Source organism: Streptosporangium sp. NPDC048886 (genome assembly GCF_055586905.1).
This window is the reverse complement of sequence record NZ_JBVJHH010000005.1, coordinates 12,604-27,552: the sequence shown is the minus strand read 5'-3', so window position 1 is coordinate 27,552 and position 14,949 is coordinate 12,604. Positions and strand designations below refer to the sequence as shown.

17 protein-coding genes are annotated in these 14,949 nt (G+C 70.3%); 9 read left to right on the top strand and 8 right to left on the bottom strand.

The window, feature by feature from the left end:
• Positions 1 to 176: 176 nt before the first annotated feature.
• On the top strand, positions 177 to 728 hold the full coding sequence (locus ACZ6R6_RS07255) for an RNA polymerase sigma factor (RefSeq protein ID WP_470090944.1): 552 nt from the start codon (positions 177 to 179) through the stop codon (positions 726 to 728).
• A complete protein-coding gene (locus tag ACZ6R6_RS07250; protein ID WP_470090942.1) occupies positions 725 to 1,606 on the top strand; it encodes a hypothetical protein in 882 nt (293 codons plus the stop codon). The genes ACZ6R6_RS07255 and ACZ6R6_RS07250 overlap by 4 nt, the downstream gene beginning before the upstream one ends.
• A 226-nt stretch (positions 1,607 to 1,832) precedes the next feature.
• Here the strand turns inward: ACZ6R6_RS07250 and ACZ6R6_RS07245 are convergent, their stop codons facing one another.
• Positions 1,833 to 2,477, bottom strand: a complete 645-nt coding sequence (locus ACZ6R6_RS07245; protein ID WP_470090941.1) for a TetR/AcrR family transcriptional regulator — start codon at positions 2,475 to 2,477, stop codon at positions 1,833 to 1,835.
• A 98-nt stretch (positions 2,478 to 2,575) separates the two neighbouring features.
• Between ACZ6R6_RS07245 and ACZ6R6_RS07240 the strand changes: the two genes are divergently transcribed.
• On the top strand, positions 2,576 to 3,352 hold the full coding sequence (locus tag ACZ6R6_RS07240; RefSeq protein WP_470090939.1) for an alpha/beta fold hydrolase: 777 nt from the start codon (positions 2,576 to 2,578) through the stop codon (positions 3,350 to 3,352).
• A gap of 59 nt (positions 3,353 to 3,411) precedes the next feature.
• Positions 3,412 to 3,963 carry a dihydrofolate reductase family protein gene (locus ACZ6R6_RS07235; RefSeq protein ID WP_470090937.1) on the top strand — a complete coding sequence of 184 codons (552 nt, stop codon included), beginning with the start codon at positions 3,412 to 3,414 and terminating at the stop codon, positions 3,961 to 3,963.
• Positions 3,964 to 4,029: 66 nt separating this feature from the next.
• On the opposite strand, the gene ACZ6R6_RS07230 is transcribed toward ACZ6R6_RS07235, so the two are convergent.
• The 3 genes from ACZ6R6_RS07230 to ACZ6R6_RS07220 form a co-directional block, all read right to left on the bottom strand.
• Positions 4,030 to 4,464 (bottom strand): YybH family protein, encoded by a 435-nt coding sequence (locus ACZ6R6_RS07230; protein ID WP_470090935.1) that lies wholly within the window; start codon positions 4,462 to 4,464, stop codon positions 4,030 to 4,032.
• A 423-nt stretch (positions 4,465 to 4,887) separates the two neighbouring features.
• The gene (locus tag ACZ6R6_RS07225) at positions 4,888 to 5,172 is read right to left on the bottom strand and encodes a hypothetical protein (RefSeq protein WP_470090934.1); all 285 of its coding nucleotides are present in this window, start codon (positions 5,170 to 5,172) and stop codon (positions 4,888 to 4,890) included.
• A gap of 263 nt (positions 5,173 to 5,435) precedes the next feature.
• On the bottom strand, positions 5,436 to 5,927 hold the full coding sequence (locus ACZ6R6_RS07220; RefSeq protein WP_470090932.1) for a MarR family winged helix-turn-helix transcriptional regulator: 492 nt from the start codon (positions 5,925 to 5,927) through the stop codon (positions 5,436 to 5,438).
• 71 nt (positions 5,928 to 5,998) lie between these two features.
• Between ACZ6R6_RS07220 and ACZ6R6_RS07215 the strand changes: the two genes are divergently transcribed.
• From ACZ6R6_RS07215 to ACZ6R6_RS07200, 4 genes are read left to right on the top strand one after another with little or no spacing between them, the layout of a single operon-like run.
• Positions 5,999 to 6,781 carry an SDR family NAD(P)-dependent oxidoreductase gene (locus ACZ6R6_RS07215; protein ID WP_470090930.1) on the top strand — a complete coding sequence of 261 codons (783 nt, stop codon included), beginning with the start codon at positions 5,999 to 6,001 and terminating at the stop codon, positions 6,779 to 6,781.
• Positions 6,778 to 7,518 carry a hypothetical protein gene (locus ACZ6R6_RS07210; protein WP_470090928.1) on the top strand — a complete coding sequence of 247 codons (741 nt, stop codon included), beginning with the start codon at positions 6,778 to 6,780 and terminating at the stop codon, positions 7,516 to 7,518. Before ACZ6R6_RS07215 ends, ACZ6R6_RS07210 begins: the two co-directional genes overlap by 4 nt.
• The gene (locus ACZ6R6_RS07205) at positions 7,515 to 8,339 is read left to right on the top strand and encodes an SGNH/GDSL hydrolase family protein (RefSeq protein WP_470090926.1); all 825 of its coding nucleotides are present in this window, start codon (positions 7,515 to 7,517) and stop codon (positions 8,337 to 8,339) included. Before ACZ6R6_RS07210 ends, ACZ6R6_RS07205 begins: the two co-directional genes overlap by 4 nt.
• Positions 8,336 to 8,974 carry an NAD(P)-dependent oxidoreductase gene (locus tag ACZ6R6_RS07200; RefSeq protein WP_470090925.1) on the top strand — a complete coding sequence of 213 codons (639 nt, stop codon included), beginning with the start codon at positions 8,336 to 8,338 and terminating at the stop codon, positions 8,972 to 8,974. Before ACZ6R6_RS07205 ends, ACZ6R6_RS07200 begins: the two co-directional genes overlap by 4 nt.
• A gap of 130 nt (positions 8,975 to 9,104) precedes the next feature.
• Here the strand turns inward: ACZ6R6_RS07200 and ACZ6R6_RS07195 are convergent, their stop codons facing one another.
• Positions 9,105 to 11,198 carry an MMPL family transporter gene (locus ACZ6R6_RS07195; protein ID WP_470090923.1) on the bottom strand — a complete coding sequence of 698 codons (2,094 nt, stop codon included), beginning with the start codon at positions 11,196 to 11,198 and terminating at the stop codon, positions 9,105 to 9,107.
• A 75-nt stretch (positions 11,199 to 11,273) separates the two neighbouring features.
• Between ACZ6R6_RS07195 and ACZ6R6_RS07190 the strand changes: the two genes are divergently transcribed.
• Positions 11,274 to 11,744, top strand: coding sequence for a MarR family winged helix-turn-helix transcriptional regulator (locus ACZ6R6_RS07190; protein ID WP_470090922.1), 471 nt, complete (start codon positions 11,274 to 11,276; stop codon positions 11,742 to 11,744).
• A gap of 213 nt (positions 11,745 to 11,957) precedes the next feature.
• Here the strand turns inward: ACZ6R6_RS07190 and ACZ6R6_RS07185 are convergent, their stop codons facing one another.
• The 3 genes from ACZ6R6_RS07185 to ACZ6R6_RS07175 all read right to left on the bottom strand — a co-directional run bounded on the left by ACZ6R6_RS07185 (position 11,958) and on the right by ACZ6R6_RS07175 (position 14,378).
• A complete protein-coding gene (locus tag ACZ6R6_RS07185) occupies positions 11,958 to 12,914 on the bottom strand; it encodes an NAD(P)H-binding protein (RefSeq protein ID WP_470090920.1) in 957 nt (318 codons plus the stop codon).
• Positions 12,915 to 13,131: 217 nt separating this feature from the next.
• Positions 13,132 to 13,785, bottom strand: coding sequence for a hypothetical protein (locus ACZ6R6_RS07180; protein ID WP_470090918.1), 654 nt, complete (start codon positions 13,783 to 13,785; stop codon positions 13,132 to 13,134).
• A 377-nt stretch (positions 13,786 to 14,162) separates the two neighbouring features.
• On the bottom strand, positions 14,163 to 14,378 hold the full coding sequence (locus tag ACZ6R6_RS07175) for a hypothetical protein (RefSeq protein ID WP_470090917.1): 216 nt from the start codon (positions 14,376 to 14,378) through the stop codon (positions 14,163 to 14,165).
• Between the last annotated feature and the right edge of the window lie 571 nt (positions 14,379 to 14,949).

The following is a 14,949-nucleotide window of genomic DNA, read 5'->3' as shown; positions in this document are numbered from 1 at the left end:
CCCGAGGTGTCCGAACACGGACGAAGGGAGAACGCTCCGGACCGGACGGGACCGCCGGCCGGCCCGGATGCCGGTCAAGGGCCGGACGCGACACCGCGGCTGGTCGAACCTGTCACGCCTGAAGACATCCGGACACCTTCCTTCATGTGACTCTCCCCTACGGAAGGGACGACTGCGTGGGTCCCCCAGACCCCAGACAGCGCTTCGAGGAGCTCTACACCGAGCAGTACGCGGCCGTCTCCAGTTACGTCCGGCGGCGTGCCGACCACCCTGACGACGTCGCCGACGTCATCGCCGAGACGTTCACGACCGCGTGGCGGCGGCTCGCCGACATACCCTCCGGCGACCGGGCCATGCTCTGGCTGTACGGCGTGGCGAGGCGCACGCTGGCCAACCACCGCCGCGGCGAGTCCCGCAGGGCGGCCCTGACCTCACGCCTCCGTGAGGAACTCGCCGACTGGGCCGACCCGATGACGAGCCTCGTGCCCGAGACGACGCGTGCGGCTTTCATGCGGCTGTCCGCCGACGACAGGGAACTGCTGTCGCTCGTCGGCTGGGAGGGTCTCGGCAACGCCGAGATAGCGAAGGTCCTGGGCTGCTCGCGCATCGCCGTACGCCAGCGCCTGCACCGCGCCCGCGAACGGCTGGCCGCCGAACTGGCCGCCGGCGACGGCGGACTCAACCGGTACGGCGCCCGCGTCGTCGATCTCGCCAAGGAGACCTTGTGAACACGCATGTCGACGACGTGGTCAGGCGTCTCGACCCCGACCCCGGCCCCGGCCCCGGCCCCGGTCTGACCCCGGGCGCCCGGGAGACGATGTACAAGATCATGGATGCGGAGCCGGCCCCCGCCGCCTCACGTAGGAGACGGCGCCCGCTGCTCGCGTTGCCGATCGCCGCAGGAGTCCTCATGGCGGCCGTCCCCGTCCCCGTCGCCTTCGGCCCCGACCCCGCCTCGGCGCTGGACATCAGGGTCGAAGGCGACTACTACCTCATCGAAGTCAAGGACGTGCTCGCCGAGCCGGAGGTGTACGAGCAGCAGCTGCGCGACGCCGGTCTCGACGTCAAGCTGCGGCTTCTGCCCGCCACGCCGAGCCTGGTCGGTTCGCTCGCCTCCGCTGCCGGGACCGGGAGTACGGCTAAGCCGGACGGGATCGAGGTCATCGACCGGCTCGGAGGGTGTGACAGCCCGTTCGGCTGCCCCCTCGGCATAAAGGTCCGCAAGGACTTCACCGGGTCGGCCGAGATCGTCCTGGGCCGTGAGGCCCGTCCCGGCGAGGAGTACGAGTCGATCACCGGCTTCGACGTGCCAGGCGAACCCATGCACTGCGTGCCGTTCCGCAACAGACCCGTCAGCGAGGTGCGCGCCTTGCTGAAGGAGCGCGGCCTGGACATTCAGGAGTTCACGCTCACAGGTCCCGCCTTCCGGGAGGGCACGGCCTGGGACAGGGAGCCGGAGACCAGGGCTTCGGTACCCGACTCGATGTATGTCATCAGTGGCTATCTGATGGCGCCCGGCAAGGTGGAGCTCCGGGTCAGCGACGTGGAGCTGCCCGCCGAGACGGCGCGGACGCTGAACGAGAAGTACGGCTGCCAGGGCGGCTGAGCAGGCTGGGCAGGGCATGGGCGGCCCTGGACGGGGCCGCCCCGTTGCCGCCCGGCGGTCCGGCCCGGCTGCGACAGTTCGGCCGTCATCCGAGGTGAGACCAGGCCCCGACGTCCCCAGCGGTCTTCTGGGCCGGACCGCAGGTCAAGCACTCAGGCGCTACGGGCTCCAGGACCGGCACATTCTCTGGCGCGCTCTGCTGTCGAGGTCTGGTGCGCCGTCTCGTTCAGGCCCGGTAGGCGGCGAGGAACACGCGGACTCCTTCGTCGGCGAAGCGCTGCAGGTCCGCTGGGGTGTATTGCTGCTCGTCCCCGAAGAACATGGCCTTGTCCATCGGCTGGGACAGGATCAGCCAGGCGAAGTGGGCGGCGGCCTGGGACGGGGTGTCCATCCGTAGCAGGCCCCGGTCGGCCAGTTTCTGGAAGGTCTCGGTGAGCGCGTCGATCGTGCGTCCCGGTGCCCGCCGGTAGTAGTCGCGCGCGACCGTGGGGAAGCGGCCCGCCTCGGCGATGAGGAGTCTGCGCAGCTGCAGCGTCCGCGGTTGGATGACCACGGTGATGTAGCGGCGGGCGAGCTCGGCCAGGTCCTCCTCCAGGTTCTCGGTGCCGGCGAACTCGGTGACGGTGTCGGTGAAGTCGCCGACCCGCTCGGTGGCGCTGAGGATGATCGCGTTGAACAGCTGTTCCTTGTCGGTGAAGTGCTTGTAGACGGTCTGTTTGGACACCGCGGCGAGGGCGGCGACCTCGTCCATGCTGGTGCCCTGGTAGCCGTGGCGCAGGAACAGCTCGGTGGCCGCCTCCATGATCGCCCTGCGTTTGCGGGCGGAGCGGCCCTCCTCCTGGGGTGGGCTCGCCTGTGTCAGCTCTGTCATGTCCGCTCCTCTTCTCGCTCTCATTCTAGTACTGGACGGATCAGTACTCAAATGAGTACTGTACAGTCCAGTACTAGTTGAGACGGAAGGGAACCCCCATGAACAAGGTCATCTCCACCGACGGCACTCCCATCGCCTACGACCGGACCGGTGAGGGGCCGGCGGTCATCCTGATCGGCGGCGGCCCCACTGATCGGTCGACGAACGCGCCGGTGGCCGACCTGCTGGCCGATGGCTTCACCGTGTACAACTACGACCGGCGTGGCCGGGGCGAGAGCGGCGACACAGAACCGTACGCGGTGGAGCGCGAGCTGGAGGACCTGCAGGCTCTGATCACCGAGGCGGGCGGGTCGGCGATGGTGTACGGCACCTCCGGCGGCGGGCTCCTCGCCGTCCACGCCGCGGCTCACGGTCTGGCCATCACCAAGCTGGCGCTGTGGGAGGTGCCCTACATCCTCCCCGGCACCCGCCCGGCCGTCCCCGCCGACTATCGCGACCAGCAGTTCGCGCTGCGCGAGCAGGGCCGTCACGGCGACATGCTGGAGCTGTTCTTCCTGAAGGCGGTGCTCATGCCTGAGGAGTTCGTCGCCGGGATGAAGGCCAGCCCGTTCTGGGAGGGGATGGGTGCCACCGCGCCCGCCCTGGCCTACGACGCCGAGCTCGCCGGCGACTTCGCCCTGCCCGCCGGACAGCTGGCCGCCCTCACCGTCCCCACGATCGTGATCGACGGCGCGACCATTCCGTGGGTCAGCGCTGCCGCCGAGGCGATCGCCACCGCCCTGCCCAACCCCCGGCGACGCACCCTGACCGGGCAGCCCCACAACGTCGACCCGGCGGCCATCGCCCCCGTCCTGGCCGAGTTCTTCGCCGCCTGAGACCGCTCCGCGCCGCTCACCCCGGTGCGGAGCGGCTCAGCACCCCATGAGGAGGGGTCATGAGGAAAATCATCGCCCAGCTGTTCGTGTCCGTGGACGGCGTCATGGAAGCCCCCGAGGACTGGCACTTCCCCTACTACGACGAGCAGATGGGCAAGGTGGTCGCCGAGCAGTTCCACCGGGCCGACACCCTGCTGCTCGGGCGGGTCACCTATGAGGTGTTCGCCGCCTCCTGGCCGCAGCGCGGCAGCGAGGTCCCGCTGGCGGAGCGGATCAACGCCATGCCCAAACTGGTCGCTTCCACGACCTTGGGCACGGTGCGGTGGCACAACTCCACTCTGATCGGCGGCGACGTCGCCACCGAGCTCACCAAGCTCAAGAAGGGACCGGGAAACAACATCACCATCAGCGGCAGCCCCACCCTGGTCCGGTCACTGCTGCGTGAGAACCTCCTGGACGAACTCCAGCTGCTCGTCCATCCCGTCGTCCTGGGCCGCGGCCGGCGCCTCTTCGAAGACGACGGCCGGCGGACGCCGTTGCGGCTGGTCGACTCCGCGACCTTCGGCACCGGTGTCCTCCATCTGACCTATCACCCCGCGTCTCACCCGTAGAAAGGCGGTAGCGATGAGATTCCGAGCCGTGATCGAGCCGGCCGGCAAGCGGGACGGAGCCTCATGTCAGTCAGCCCGCGGCCTGACGAAATCGGGCTCATCGATGATCATCCGCCAGGTCCCGTCGGCCTGGCGGCGCGCGACCTCGGCCGTCTGCCCGCTCGCCTGGAAAGGCCGACCGTCAGGCCCGGGGATCTCCATGGTCCACACCCCCGAGGTCAGCGCCAGGTCACCCGCGAGGACCACGCTGACAGGCTCAGCCGTCATGAGGGGCCCGGCGGCCAGGAATTCCCGCAGCACCAGCCGGATCTCCTCGGTGCCCCGCGCGATGTGCCCGGCCGGATAGTGCAGCGCCGCGTCGGGCTCGTAGAGCTCTTCGAGACCTTCCAGATCGCGGGCGTTGACCCGCTCGACGAAAAGCGGCTGAAGATCCTGCGGCTGCAGGGCCTTCCGCCGGGCCGGCGAGGTGACCGTGGACAAGGATCGAGCGTGCTCAGCCATCAGGACACGCTAGTTCCCACACCCATGTCCGCGACAGGCCCCGATCTCGTGGACGATGTTCGGAGGCACGGCCACGTCGGGCAGGAGGCTCACGCGGGTGTGCCGGCGGTCGTGAAGGCGCACGTCCCCGAGGTCGGCCGCTTCGCGGATCTCCCCCGGCTCCGCCGGAGGGTGCCCGGCTCCATCGGGGCCCGCGTAGAGAGGAGAGGGCGAGGCCGTGTTCCTCCCGGCGGTCGCGGCGTCCGGCCGGAGCGGGTGCCGCGGCTCCGGATCCCGCTGGGGCACGGGGCGCGCAGTTGACCCTGTGATCTGCCCGCTGACCTCCGGGTACGGCTTTGCGTCCCTACGTGGCCGTAGGCCGTCGAGAGCGGCTCTCGGCCGGAGAGCCCTGTCCCACCGGTGCTGTCGGGTGGCAGACAGCCACTACCCGGACGCCACGACCTCGCCGGCCGTGACCTGAGGAGGGTTCGGAAGCAGGGAGGCGAGATTCTCCCGCACGAAGTCCGCGGCCCTTTCGGTGGATTCCTCGGCCCCGGATCGATCCTCGAAGACGCTGGTGGAGAGCATCACCCCGCCCCCGGCGTCGACCCAGTAGTAAGCCACGAACCCGGGGACCTGGCGGATGAGCGGCACGAACCCCTCGCTCACCCGGCGTCCCGCCTCGGTGGGATCGGTTATCCCCTCGTATCGCCGTACCGTCGCGTACATAGCTGACCTCCCCCTGGTCCCCGGGCCCAAGATCGCCCCATGCGGGACGACATACCCCCGCCACGCGTCCCCTGACGCCAAGGGTCCGTAAACGAATGGCAGGGCTCAGGATCACCGTGACGGGGTGACTCCGCTCCGGGTGCCGGCCGGGGCGACGGGGGCGGCAGGCCGTCGACGGGGGACTCGCCCTTCCTCCGTGACGGAGGGGGCGGCGGGCGTCGCCGGTGCGGCCGGGTGGTTCTCGGCCGTCCCTCGGGAGCGGATCATCGGTAGCCGGGGTGGACCCCGGGTGTGAGTTTCTGCTGGGCGGCGATGGCTTCGAGCAGCTCGGCGAGCTGGGCGCGCTGGGTGTGGTCCAGCGCGGCGCAGATGTCGTCCTCATGCGCGGAGCCGAGCCGGCGCATCTCCGTCATGACGCGGGTGCCCTCCTCTGCCAGGTGCAGCGCGTAGTTGCGGCGGTCCTGCGGGTTCCGTCGCCGTTCGACGAGTCCCTTGCGCTCCAGGTTGTCGATCAGTGCCACCACCCGGCTCGGCACGACCCCCATCTCCTCGGCCAGGGACTGCTGGCTGCGCCCGGGACGGGCGGCGATCATGCGCAGCAGCCCGACGTCGGCAGGGATCACCCCCAATTCGCTGATCCGCTCCGCGAACCGTGCTGCGGCATGCGCTCCCACCTGCGAAAGCAGGAACGCCGTTCCCCTCGGCCGGGACCGCGCTGCGGGTCCGTCGGCGCCGGCCCATGGTGGTGTGCTCATGTCGTGATAGTAGTCTAGGCGAAATAGTTCTGTGCTATGAATGGTTCATCGAAGAGAACGGAGCTGGGGCGTTGAACGAGATTGGCGGACAGCAGCCGCACTATCCGGACCTGGCAGGCAAGGTCGCGCTGGTCACCGGTGGTTCCCGGGGGATCGGGGCGGCGACCTGCCGGGCCTTGGCGGCGAACGGGGTCAAGGTCGCGGTGAACGGCCGCGATCGGGCCGCGGTCGACGCTGTGGTGGCCGGGATCGTGACAGCCGGGGGTACGGCGGTGGCGGCGCCCGGCGACGTCACCGACGAGGGCGCGGTACGGGGGATACGCGACACGGTGGAGCACGAGCTGGGGCCGGTGGAGGTCCTGGCGGCGTTCGCCGGGGGCCAGGGCGCTCCCGCGCCGACCACCGAGCTGGGGGCCGATCGGTGGCGCGCGGTCATCGAATCCGATCTGACGTCGGTCTATCTGACGGTGACCGCGTTCCTGCCCGGCATGATCGGCCGAGGGGGCGGGTCGATCATCACGATGTCCTCCACCGCGGGACGCCGGCCGAGTGGCGCGAACGCCGCGTACGCGGCCGCGAAGGCCGGCGTGGTGATGCTCACGGGGCACTTGGCCAACGAGGTCGGCGGGCATGGGGTCCGGGTCAACTGCCTGGCCCCCTCGGCGGTGCTCAACGACCGCATGCGGCGCTTCATGTCCGCCGGGCAGCTGGAGGAGCTGGCCGCCGCCTACCCGCTGGGCCGCATCGGCCGGCCCGACGACGTCGCACAGGCCGTGCTGTATCTCGCCTCCGACGCGTCGTCCTGGGTGACCGGGGTGACGCTCGATCTGACCGGCGGGCGGGTGATCGCGTGACGGGTTCGGAGAACGCCCGGCCCCAGAGGAACGCCGGCCCGCCGCTCGGGATCCTCGCCGTGGTCTTCACGGCGCTGTTCCTCGGCGGGATCGCCGTCAGCACGGCCATGGCGGGCGGTGTCACCTTCCCGTCGCCTTTCGGCTCCCCGGCCGAGATCCTCGCGTATTTCCATGACCACCAGGACGCCGTACGGGTGAGCGCGTTCCTGCAGTTCGCGGCCTCCGTGCCGATGGCGATCTACGCCGCCACCGCTTCCGTACGGCTGCGCGATCTCGGCATCCGCGCGCCGGGAGCCACCATCGCCCTGGCCGGCGGCCTGCTGGCCGCCGCCATGCTGGCCCTGTCCGCGATGTTCGCGTGGACGCTGTCCCGGCCGGAGGTGCTTGCCGAGCCCGTCGTGGTCCGCATGCTGCAGAACCTCGCGTTCGCCACCGGCGGCACCGGACACGTCGTCTTCCTCGGGCTGCTCGTGGCGGGCATCGCAGTCCCGGGATGGCTGGCCGGGCTGCTGCCGCGCCCGCTCGCGTTCGCCGGCCTGGCCGTCGCCGCCGTCGCGGAGCTGTCCACGCTGACATTGCTGGTCTCCGAGGCGGCCCTCCTGCTGCCCGTGGCCCGCTTCACGGCCCTGGCCTGGTTCATCGCCGTGGGCTTCCTGCTGCCCCGCACCCGTACCAAGAAGACCGGTCCGAGCCGGGACCGCTCGAGCACGCCAGAAGATCGGAAGGAAGCCGCATGAACACCGCACTGACCGAACGACTCATCCGGTTCCAGCACCCGCAGAAGGTCCTGGGCTATCTCGGCAGGCTCGACGACGACCGCGTCGCCGCCCTGTTCGGACTTGACGTCGGCTCCTACCGCCAGATGCGTCAGGCGCATGACGAGCAGGCGCGCCGCGCCGCGATGGATCTGCTGGCCGAGCCCGGATTCGCGGAGAAGGTGGACCGGCTGCCCTTCGAACCGGGCCGGCGTGTCGTGGCCGTCGGGGAGAGCACGACAGGCGACCTGCTGTCGTGGTTCGAGATCCTGCGCCACCTCGTCGAGCTGCGGCGTCCCGCCGACGACATCAGCCTCGTCAACATGGCGGTCACCGGCCAGACGACCACCCAGGCACTGGCCGCGCTGCCCGGCCTGTCCTACCAGCGCCCGGACTGGGTGCTGTGCATGCTGGGCGCCAACGACGTCCAGCGTCTCGGGTCGGCCGACGGGCCGAACCTGGTCAGCCTCACCGAGACCGAACGCAACCTGCGCGCCCTGCGCGATCTCGCGGCGCGGCGCACCACGGCGCGGTGGGTGTGGCTCACGCCTCCCGGGGTGGACGAGGAGCGTGTCGCGGCCTACCAGCCCTTCCAGCAGGCGGGGATCACCTGGACCAATCGCGACATCGACGCGGTCGGGCGGATCCTGAACGCACTGCCCGACAGCACAGTCGACATCCGGCCCGTCATCGCCGGGCAGACGGCAGAGCCGTTCCATCTCGACGACGGGGTGCACCTGTCCCTCGCCGGCCAGCGAGCGCTGGCCGCCGCCCTGGTCGACGCGCTCGCCGACGCGTCATGAAGCTGCTCGTCTTCGGTCCCACCGGGGGCACCGGCGCACGGCTGCTGACCCAGGCCCTCGACGCCGGGCACGATGTCACCGTCGTCGCCCGTGACCCGGACGGGATCCCGGAGAGAGACCGTGCCCGCTCGGCCGTCATCCGCGGGGACGTGTTGGAGCCCCGGACGTGGAACGCCGCGACCGGCGGTCACGACGCCGTCCTGTCCTGCCTGGGCAGCCGTGACCGTAAGCATCCCACCACGGTCTACTCCCAGGGCACGGCGAAGATCATCGAAGCGATGGGCCGTGCCGGGGTGCGGCGCCTGGTGTGCCTGTCCTCCGCGGGTCTGGAGATCCCTCCCGGCACGCCGCTGCCGCAGCGGCTCGTCACCAGGCATCTCATCCAGCGTCTCTACCGTCACGGTTACGCCGACATGGCCGCCATGGAGGACATCGTCAGGGCCAGCACCCTCGACTGGACGGTCATCCGCCCGCCGATGCTCACCGATCGGCCGCTCACCGGCCGCTATCGGGCGGCAGCGGGTCACCACCTGCCGGACCCGAAGAGCATCTCGCGAGCGGATCTCGCCCACTACATGCTGAGTCACATCGAGGATCGCGAGACCTGGAAGAAAATCGTGGAGATCTCCTCGTGAACCCCGGCCTGACGATCGGTGAGGCGTGGACCCGCGGTAACCGCACGCTCCCGGCCGCCGGCCGGTGCCGACCGGCCTGACCCCGTGCCGATCAGAGGGCGGACCCGGCGTCCACCGGCCGGGCCGGGGGTCACCTCGACGCCCCGGTCAGCCCCCGGGGCGCCTGTCGTACCTCGGACCGGCCCAGGCGGCTGGGCCACCAAGCCCGCGCGCCCAGATCCCGTACCAGCGCCGGGACCAGCAGGGACCGCACCACCAAGGTGTCGAGCAGGACGCCGAAGGCGACGATGAAGGCTATCTGCACGAGGAAGGCCAGGGGGATCACCACCAGCGCGGCGAAGGTGGCGGCGAGCACGACGCCCGCCGAAGTGATCACCCCGCCGGTGGTGACCAGCCCGCGCAGCACGCCCTCCCGCGCCCCGTGGCGCGCGGTCTCCTCGCGCACCCTGGACATGAGGAAGATGTTGTAGTCCACACCCAGCGCGACCAGGAAGACGAAGCCGTACAGCGGCACGGACGCGTCGCTGCCGGTGAATCCGAGCACGTGCGTGAAGACCAGCGCGGAGACGCCGAGGGTGGCCAGGAAGTTCAGTGCCACGGTGACCACCAGGAGCACGGGCGTCATCAGCGAGCGCAGCAGGACGATCAGGATGAGCAGGATGATCGCCAGGACGACCGGGACGATGAGCAGCGTGTCGTTCTTGGCGGTCTCCGTCGTGTCGTATCGCTGGGCGCTGTATCCGCCGATCATGACGCCGTTCTCGGAGGCGAGCGCGGCGCGCAGGCGCTTGACCGTGTCCTGGGCGGCGTCGCTGTCCGGCGCGTCGCCCAACGTCGCCTCCACCAGCACGAGTCCGTCGACGACCTTGGGGACGTCGCCCGGTCGTCCGCTCCGGGTCACCGCCGAGGCGTCGGACACGCCCTCGACGCCGTCGGCCGTCTTCTCCACGGCCGCGGCACGCTCGGCGGGGGCGACGATGACCGCGGGCTGCCCCGAGCCCCCGGGGAAGTGCTCGCTCAGCGTCGCCTGCGCCGCCACCGACGGCGCGTCGTTCACGAACGTCTCGTCCAGCGGCACCCCTCTGGCGTTCAGCTGCGGCGCGAAGAGGGCGAGGCCGACGAGGGGCAGGACGGTCGCGATCCAGAGGCGGCGCGGACGGCGGTCGACCAGGGCGGCCACCCGCCCCCAGATCCCGCGGGCCTTGGCGTCGGCCGGATGCGGTTTCGCCGGCCACAGGGCGGCGCGGCCCAGCAGGACGAGAACCGCGGGCAGGAAGGTGAGCGCGCTGAGGGCGGCGCACGCGATGCCGATGGCGCCGACCGGGCCGAGCGCGCGGTTGTTGGTCAGGCTGCTGAGCAGCAGCGCGAGCAGAGCCAGGGCCACCGTGGCGGCACTGGCGACGATCGGCTCGAACGAGCGTCGCAGCGCGACGCGGCCCGCGGCGAAGCGGTCGCCGGTCGTGGCCAGCTCCTCCCGGAAGCGGGCGGTCAGCAGCAACGCGTAGTCGGTGGCCGCGCCGATGACCAGGATGAACAGGATGCCCTGCACCTGGCCGTCGACCCGGACGACACCGCGGTCGGCCAGGAAGTACACCACGGCGCATGCCAGGCCCAGGGCGAAGACCGCGCCGATGATGATGACGAGAGGCAGCAGCACGCTCCGGTACACCGCCAGCAGGATGACGAACACGGTGATCAGCGCCACCCCGAGCAGCAGGCCGTCGATGCCGGCGAAAGCGTCGGACAGGTCGGCCCGGGTGGCCGCCGGCCCCGCCAGTTGAGCCCGCAGGCCGTCGACCGCCACCGCCGAGCCGATCCGGTCCAGGGTCTCCCCGAGCGAGTCCTCGATGTCGGGGCTGAGCTGGACCACGCCCTGCAGCGCCCGGCCGTCGTCCGATCCGAGGGCGGGTGTGGGCGTCCCGACGACGCCCGCCGTGCCGCGCAGCGAGGCGAGCGTCCGGGTCGCCGCGGCGCTCTGCTCGGGAGTGATGTCCTTCCCGTCCGCGGTCCACACCACGATGAGCGGCTGCGTCTCACCCTGGCGGAAACCCTCCTGCACCTCCAGCACGCGCGTCGACTCGGCGCTCTGCGGCAGGAACGCGGCCTGGTCGTTGGTGGACACCTCGGTGAGCTTGCCGGCGAACGGCCCCAACCCTCCGCCGACGGCCAGCCAGACCAGCACCAGCAGTGTCGGGACGAGCCAGCGGATCGGTTGTCGCGCCATGAGATCGCCTTTCCGTGATGCCATGTAACTCAATAATTGAGATACTCAATTATTGAGTTAATGTAGCATGACGGCATGAACGGCGATAACGAGGAGGGCATCGACCTGCAGTCCTTCGCGGTACGACTGCGCCGGATGACCGCCGAGTTCAATCGCATCGCCCACGAGTTCGCCCACGAACACGGGCTGCACACCACCGACGTCCAGGCCCTCATCAAGATCTTCGACGCTCCGTCGCCGATCACTCCCGGCCGGTTGCGGGAGGAGCTGAACCTCACGTCGGGTGCCATCACCGCCTGCCTCGACAGGCTGGAGCGGGCCGGGCACATCCGCCGGGTCCGCGACGCGCACGACCGGCGCGTGGTCCACCTGCACTACCTCGACGCGGCGAAGGAGTTCGCCGCCGCCTTCTTCCGCCCGCTCGGCCGTGGCACGGACAACGCCCTGCGGCGTTTCAGCCCGGAGGAGTTGCGCACCGTGGCCGCCTTTCTCGACGCGATGAACGAGGAACTCGACGTGTTGCGAGCCACGCCGCGTTCTCCCTGACCTTGCCTTCGAGCGGGCGGGCGGAACGGTTGCACACCGGCGTCGAGTCTTCCCGTTCACCGTCTACCGCCCGCTCTCCGGTGACAGCGGCGTCCTGCGCCGCCCACCACGAGCGGCGGCCGGCGCTCGTGGTGGGGCGGACGTTCAGCTCCGGGTGGGGGCAGCGTTCAGCTCTGGGTGGGGCGGACGCTCAGCTCTGGGTGGGGCGGACGTTCAGCGGAACAGGTGGGCGTTCTCGACCGCCCAGTCGTCGAAGCCGCGTGGCGGGCGGCCGATGATCTCGCGTACGGCCGGCCGCTGGTCGAGCGTCCACCGGGTGAGCTCGGCGAGCCGCGCGCCGTACTCCTCCAGGGCGTACAGCGTCACGTCGATGCCGCTGTCGGGCCAGCCGCGACGCCGCCAGGTCGCGCGGCTGTCGTCGGGCGTCACCTCGACGGCGGCGATGTCGCGGCCGATGGCGCTGGCGATGCTCGCCACGCGCGAGCGGGTGCTGATCGGCAGTCCGACGGCCTCGAGAACGGTGCCGACATAGCCGTCGGCACGGAGCGCCGCCACCGCGACGGCGGCGAGGTCGTCCTCATGGACGAAGGGATAGTGGCCGCCGTCCAGGAAGGCCTCCCGCACGACACCCTCGCCCCTGACCGTGTCCGGCCAGTCCGACCCCGTGGCCGGATAGGTGCCCTCGATCACCGCCCCCATCACCGCCGACGGGCGGATGTGCGTCCACTCCATCCCCGAGCGCTCGACGGCCCGCTCGACGGCCAGCCAGAACCACGTCTCCGGCGGATAGGCCTCCTCGTACTCCGGCCCGTGCGAGGACAGCACGACGATCCGCCGCACACCGGCCCCCTGGGCGACCTCCAGCGCATCCCGCACCGTCGCCGGCACGGCTCCGGCGAGAAAGACGCCGTCAACGCCGGCGAAGACCTCGGCGCGCTCCAGCGGCCGGGTGATGGACCCCTCGACGACCTCGGCCCCGTCGGGCCAGCCGTCCACCTGGCCGGGCTCGGCGAGAACACGCACCCGATCCCCGGCGTCCAGCAGCTGCCGCGCCAGGCTCCGCCCGACGATCCCCGTGGGGCTGCTGCCCGCGTCCTTCCTGGCGCTGACGGCGGTCAGCAGGCGCAGACGGGCCTGCGACGCATCCGTGACCCGCTTGATTCCAGCCATGGCAAGGCCCTCCAACGTGAAGTGGAGATCTTGCGCCACCCCGGCGACCGGGGGAGGTTGCGGATCCGAGATCGTCAACGCTACCAGCCCAGCGAGAACCGTACTCACGGCGCCTGACGGGCCTCGGACCGTCAGCGGCGGCTGATCAGCGCGACGCCCCGGAGCGTGATCGCCCCGGGGCGTCCGCCGCGCGCTGGGCGGCGACGTCGTCTCGCGCTCAGCAGCGACGGCTGACCTGCCACACCTTGTCGAAGACGCGGACAGCGAAGTCATACAGCGGGTTACCCACCGACAGGGCGACGCACGGAGAGTCGGCTCCGTGGCGCGCGTCCGAGTAGGTCGTGAGGAAGACGACCTTCTCGGTGATCACGAGCCGCCCGAAGGCGGGGAAGTCGTAGAGCGCCAGTCCGACATGGTCGAGATCCTTCGCCACGTTCTTGATGTAGGCGACGTTGACCCGGATCTGGTGGACTATCAGGCCGCCGGCCTGGCCGCCGTCGTATCTGACCGCTTCCTGCTCGTGATCGTCGATCCAGCTTCCGGGGCCCGTCTCGTCGGGATCGGGCAGCAAGATCTTGACGTCGGTCTTCTTCCGCGACCCCGTCTCCCACAGCGGATGGAAGGTGTCCCTGGTGAGCTCGTTGCCTCGTCCGGCGAGGACGCGCACGTGACGTGCTCCGGCGAGAGCCGCCGCGACGGCCGGCGCGGCCTCTCGCTGGCTCGGGAAGGTCTCCAGAACTCCCGTCCCGGTCACCTTGAGCAGGGCGCGCCGGGCCCGTCGCCGCATCGTCGCCGACGTGATCCAGCCCAGTCCCACGAGCAGGCCGCTCGCGGCCACCGAGCTGATGACCCCCATCCAGAATTCACCCATGCGATCCTTCCCACGCGGCGCCCGACATGTCTCCGCCCAGATTTAAGTCGATCTCCGGGCGTCCGGAAAGGCCGAGCCCGCCGAAGGGCGACGCCACGAGATCCGGGCGTCATCGCGCGCAGCGGGAGGGGCGGGGCGGGGCGGCGGGAGGGGAGGAGCGGAGCAGGGGGCGGGCGGCCGGCACCGGCTCCGGAGCGTGCGGTCCGGTGGAGGCGCCGGCGGCTCGGCTGCGCGGACGCCCCGAGACGGATACCCCGAGACGGTCGTCTCGGGGCGTCCGCTCAGGCGACTTCCCGGGCTGAGACGCCGTCCGGCCGGCTGCGGTCATCGGGTGCGACGGCCGCCCCGTCCGGAGACCGGGAAGATCGCCGGATCCGCTACCGGTGGTCGTAGGCCACGGTGATGTTCTTCCACCGGAAGGTGAAGTCGGCTGTCGCCAGCAAGGACCTCAGCCTGACGACCAGGTGGCGGAGGACCCTCCGGATCTTCCTGATGAGCATCAGCAGGGCCAGGGCCGTGATGGAGAGCGTGAGGCAGTCGGGGTTGTCGGCCATTGTCTCCAGGACAAGGGACAGCGGGGCCTGTCGGTTCATGATGCCTCCTATCGGAGGCCGGGGCCGCCCTGCCTGCCTGCAGTTCTCTCATCACGCGCGCCAGGCGTGCGTACTGTAGGCGTGTTTGCTGATTCACGAGGCCGACCTCGGCCTGTTGAGTTGGTGTGGACGCCGTCGCCGGAGGGCTGTCCGGTGGCATTGGCGTCGGTATTCCGTCGTCGGGAATGGCGTGCAGGTTTCAAAGACATCCGATCGCTCGATGCCCCGCCGTGTCTGCTCGCTGCCTGTCTGATCTCCGGGGCGTCCGCTGCCGCGTGGATTGCGGCAGCGTGATCGCCGTTTGGTGGCGGACGGTGAGACTGATACGTCCGGTAACCGAATGATAGCTCTACGGATACTTGCTTTCTATAGGCAACCTGTCGGGAATCTAAGTTTCTTTCGCCCCTGCGAGTCGCTGACGAATTTGCGGCTCATTCGATGTCTACTTGAGGCTCTAATCAGCCTCCAGCGAAGAGAAAACACGCCAAGTGACCCTCTTGGCGCGTTTTGTGGGATTTAAGGCTTTATGGAGCTTTTGTCAAAATTAATGAGGTCCTTCCCTGGCAGGAAC

Coding starts and splice junctions, on each gene's coding strand:
- ACZ6R6_RS07240 (WP_470090939.1), top strand. CDS start 2,576: ATGAACAAGGTCATCTCCACCGACGGCACTCCCATCGCCTACGACCGG.
- ACZ6R6_RS07230 (WP_470090935.1), bottom strand. CDS start 4,464: ATGGCTGAGCACGCTCGATCCTTGTCCACGGTCACCTCGCCGGCCCGG.
- ACZ6R6_RS07235 (WP_470090937.1), top strand. CDS start 3,412: ATGAGGAAAATCATCGCCCAGCTGTTCGTGTCCGTGGACGGCGTCATG.
- ACZ6R6_RS07225 (WP_470090934.1), bottom strand. CDS start 5,172: ATGTACGCGACGGTACGGCGATACGAGGGGATAACCGATCCCACCGAG.
- ACZ6R6_RS07200 (WP_470090925.1), top strand. CDS start 8,336: ATGAAGCTGCTCGTCTTCGGTCCCACCGGGGGCACCGGCGCACGGCTG.
- ACZ6R6_RS07205 (WP_470090926.1), top strand. CDS start 7,515: ATGAACACCGCACTGACCGAACGACTCATCCGGTTCCAGCACCCGCAG.
- ACZ6R6_RS07180 (WP_470090918.1), bottom strand. CDS start 13,785: ATGGGTGAATTCTGGATGGGGGTCATCAGCTCGGTGGCCGCGAGCGGC.
- ACZ6R6_RS07175 (WP_470090917.1), bottom strand. CDS start 14,378: ATGAACCGACAGGCCCCGCTGTCCCTTGTCCTGGAGACAATGGCCGAC.
- ACZ6R6_RS07245 (WP_470090941.1), bottom strand. CDS start 2,477: ATGACAGAGCTGACACAGGCGAGCCCACCCCAGGAGGAGGGCCGCTCC.
- ACZ6R6_RS07190 (WP_470090922.1), top strand. CDS start 11,274: ATGAACGGCGATAACGAGGAGGGCATCGACCTGCAGTCCTTCGCGGTA.
- ACZ6R6_RS07195 (WP_470090923.1), bottom strand. CDS start 11,198: ATGGCGCGACAACCGATCCGCTGGCTCGTCCCGACACTGCTGGTGCTG.
- ACZ6R6_RS07220 (WP_470090932.1), bottom strand. CDS start 5,927: ATGAGCACACCACCATGGGCCGGCGCCGACGGACCCGCAGCGCGGTCC.
- ACZ6R6_RS07185 (WP_470090920.1), bottom strand. CDS start 12,914: ATGGCTGGAATCAAGCGGGTCACGGATGCGTCGCAGGCCCGTCTGCGC.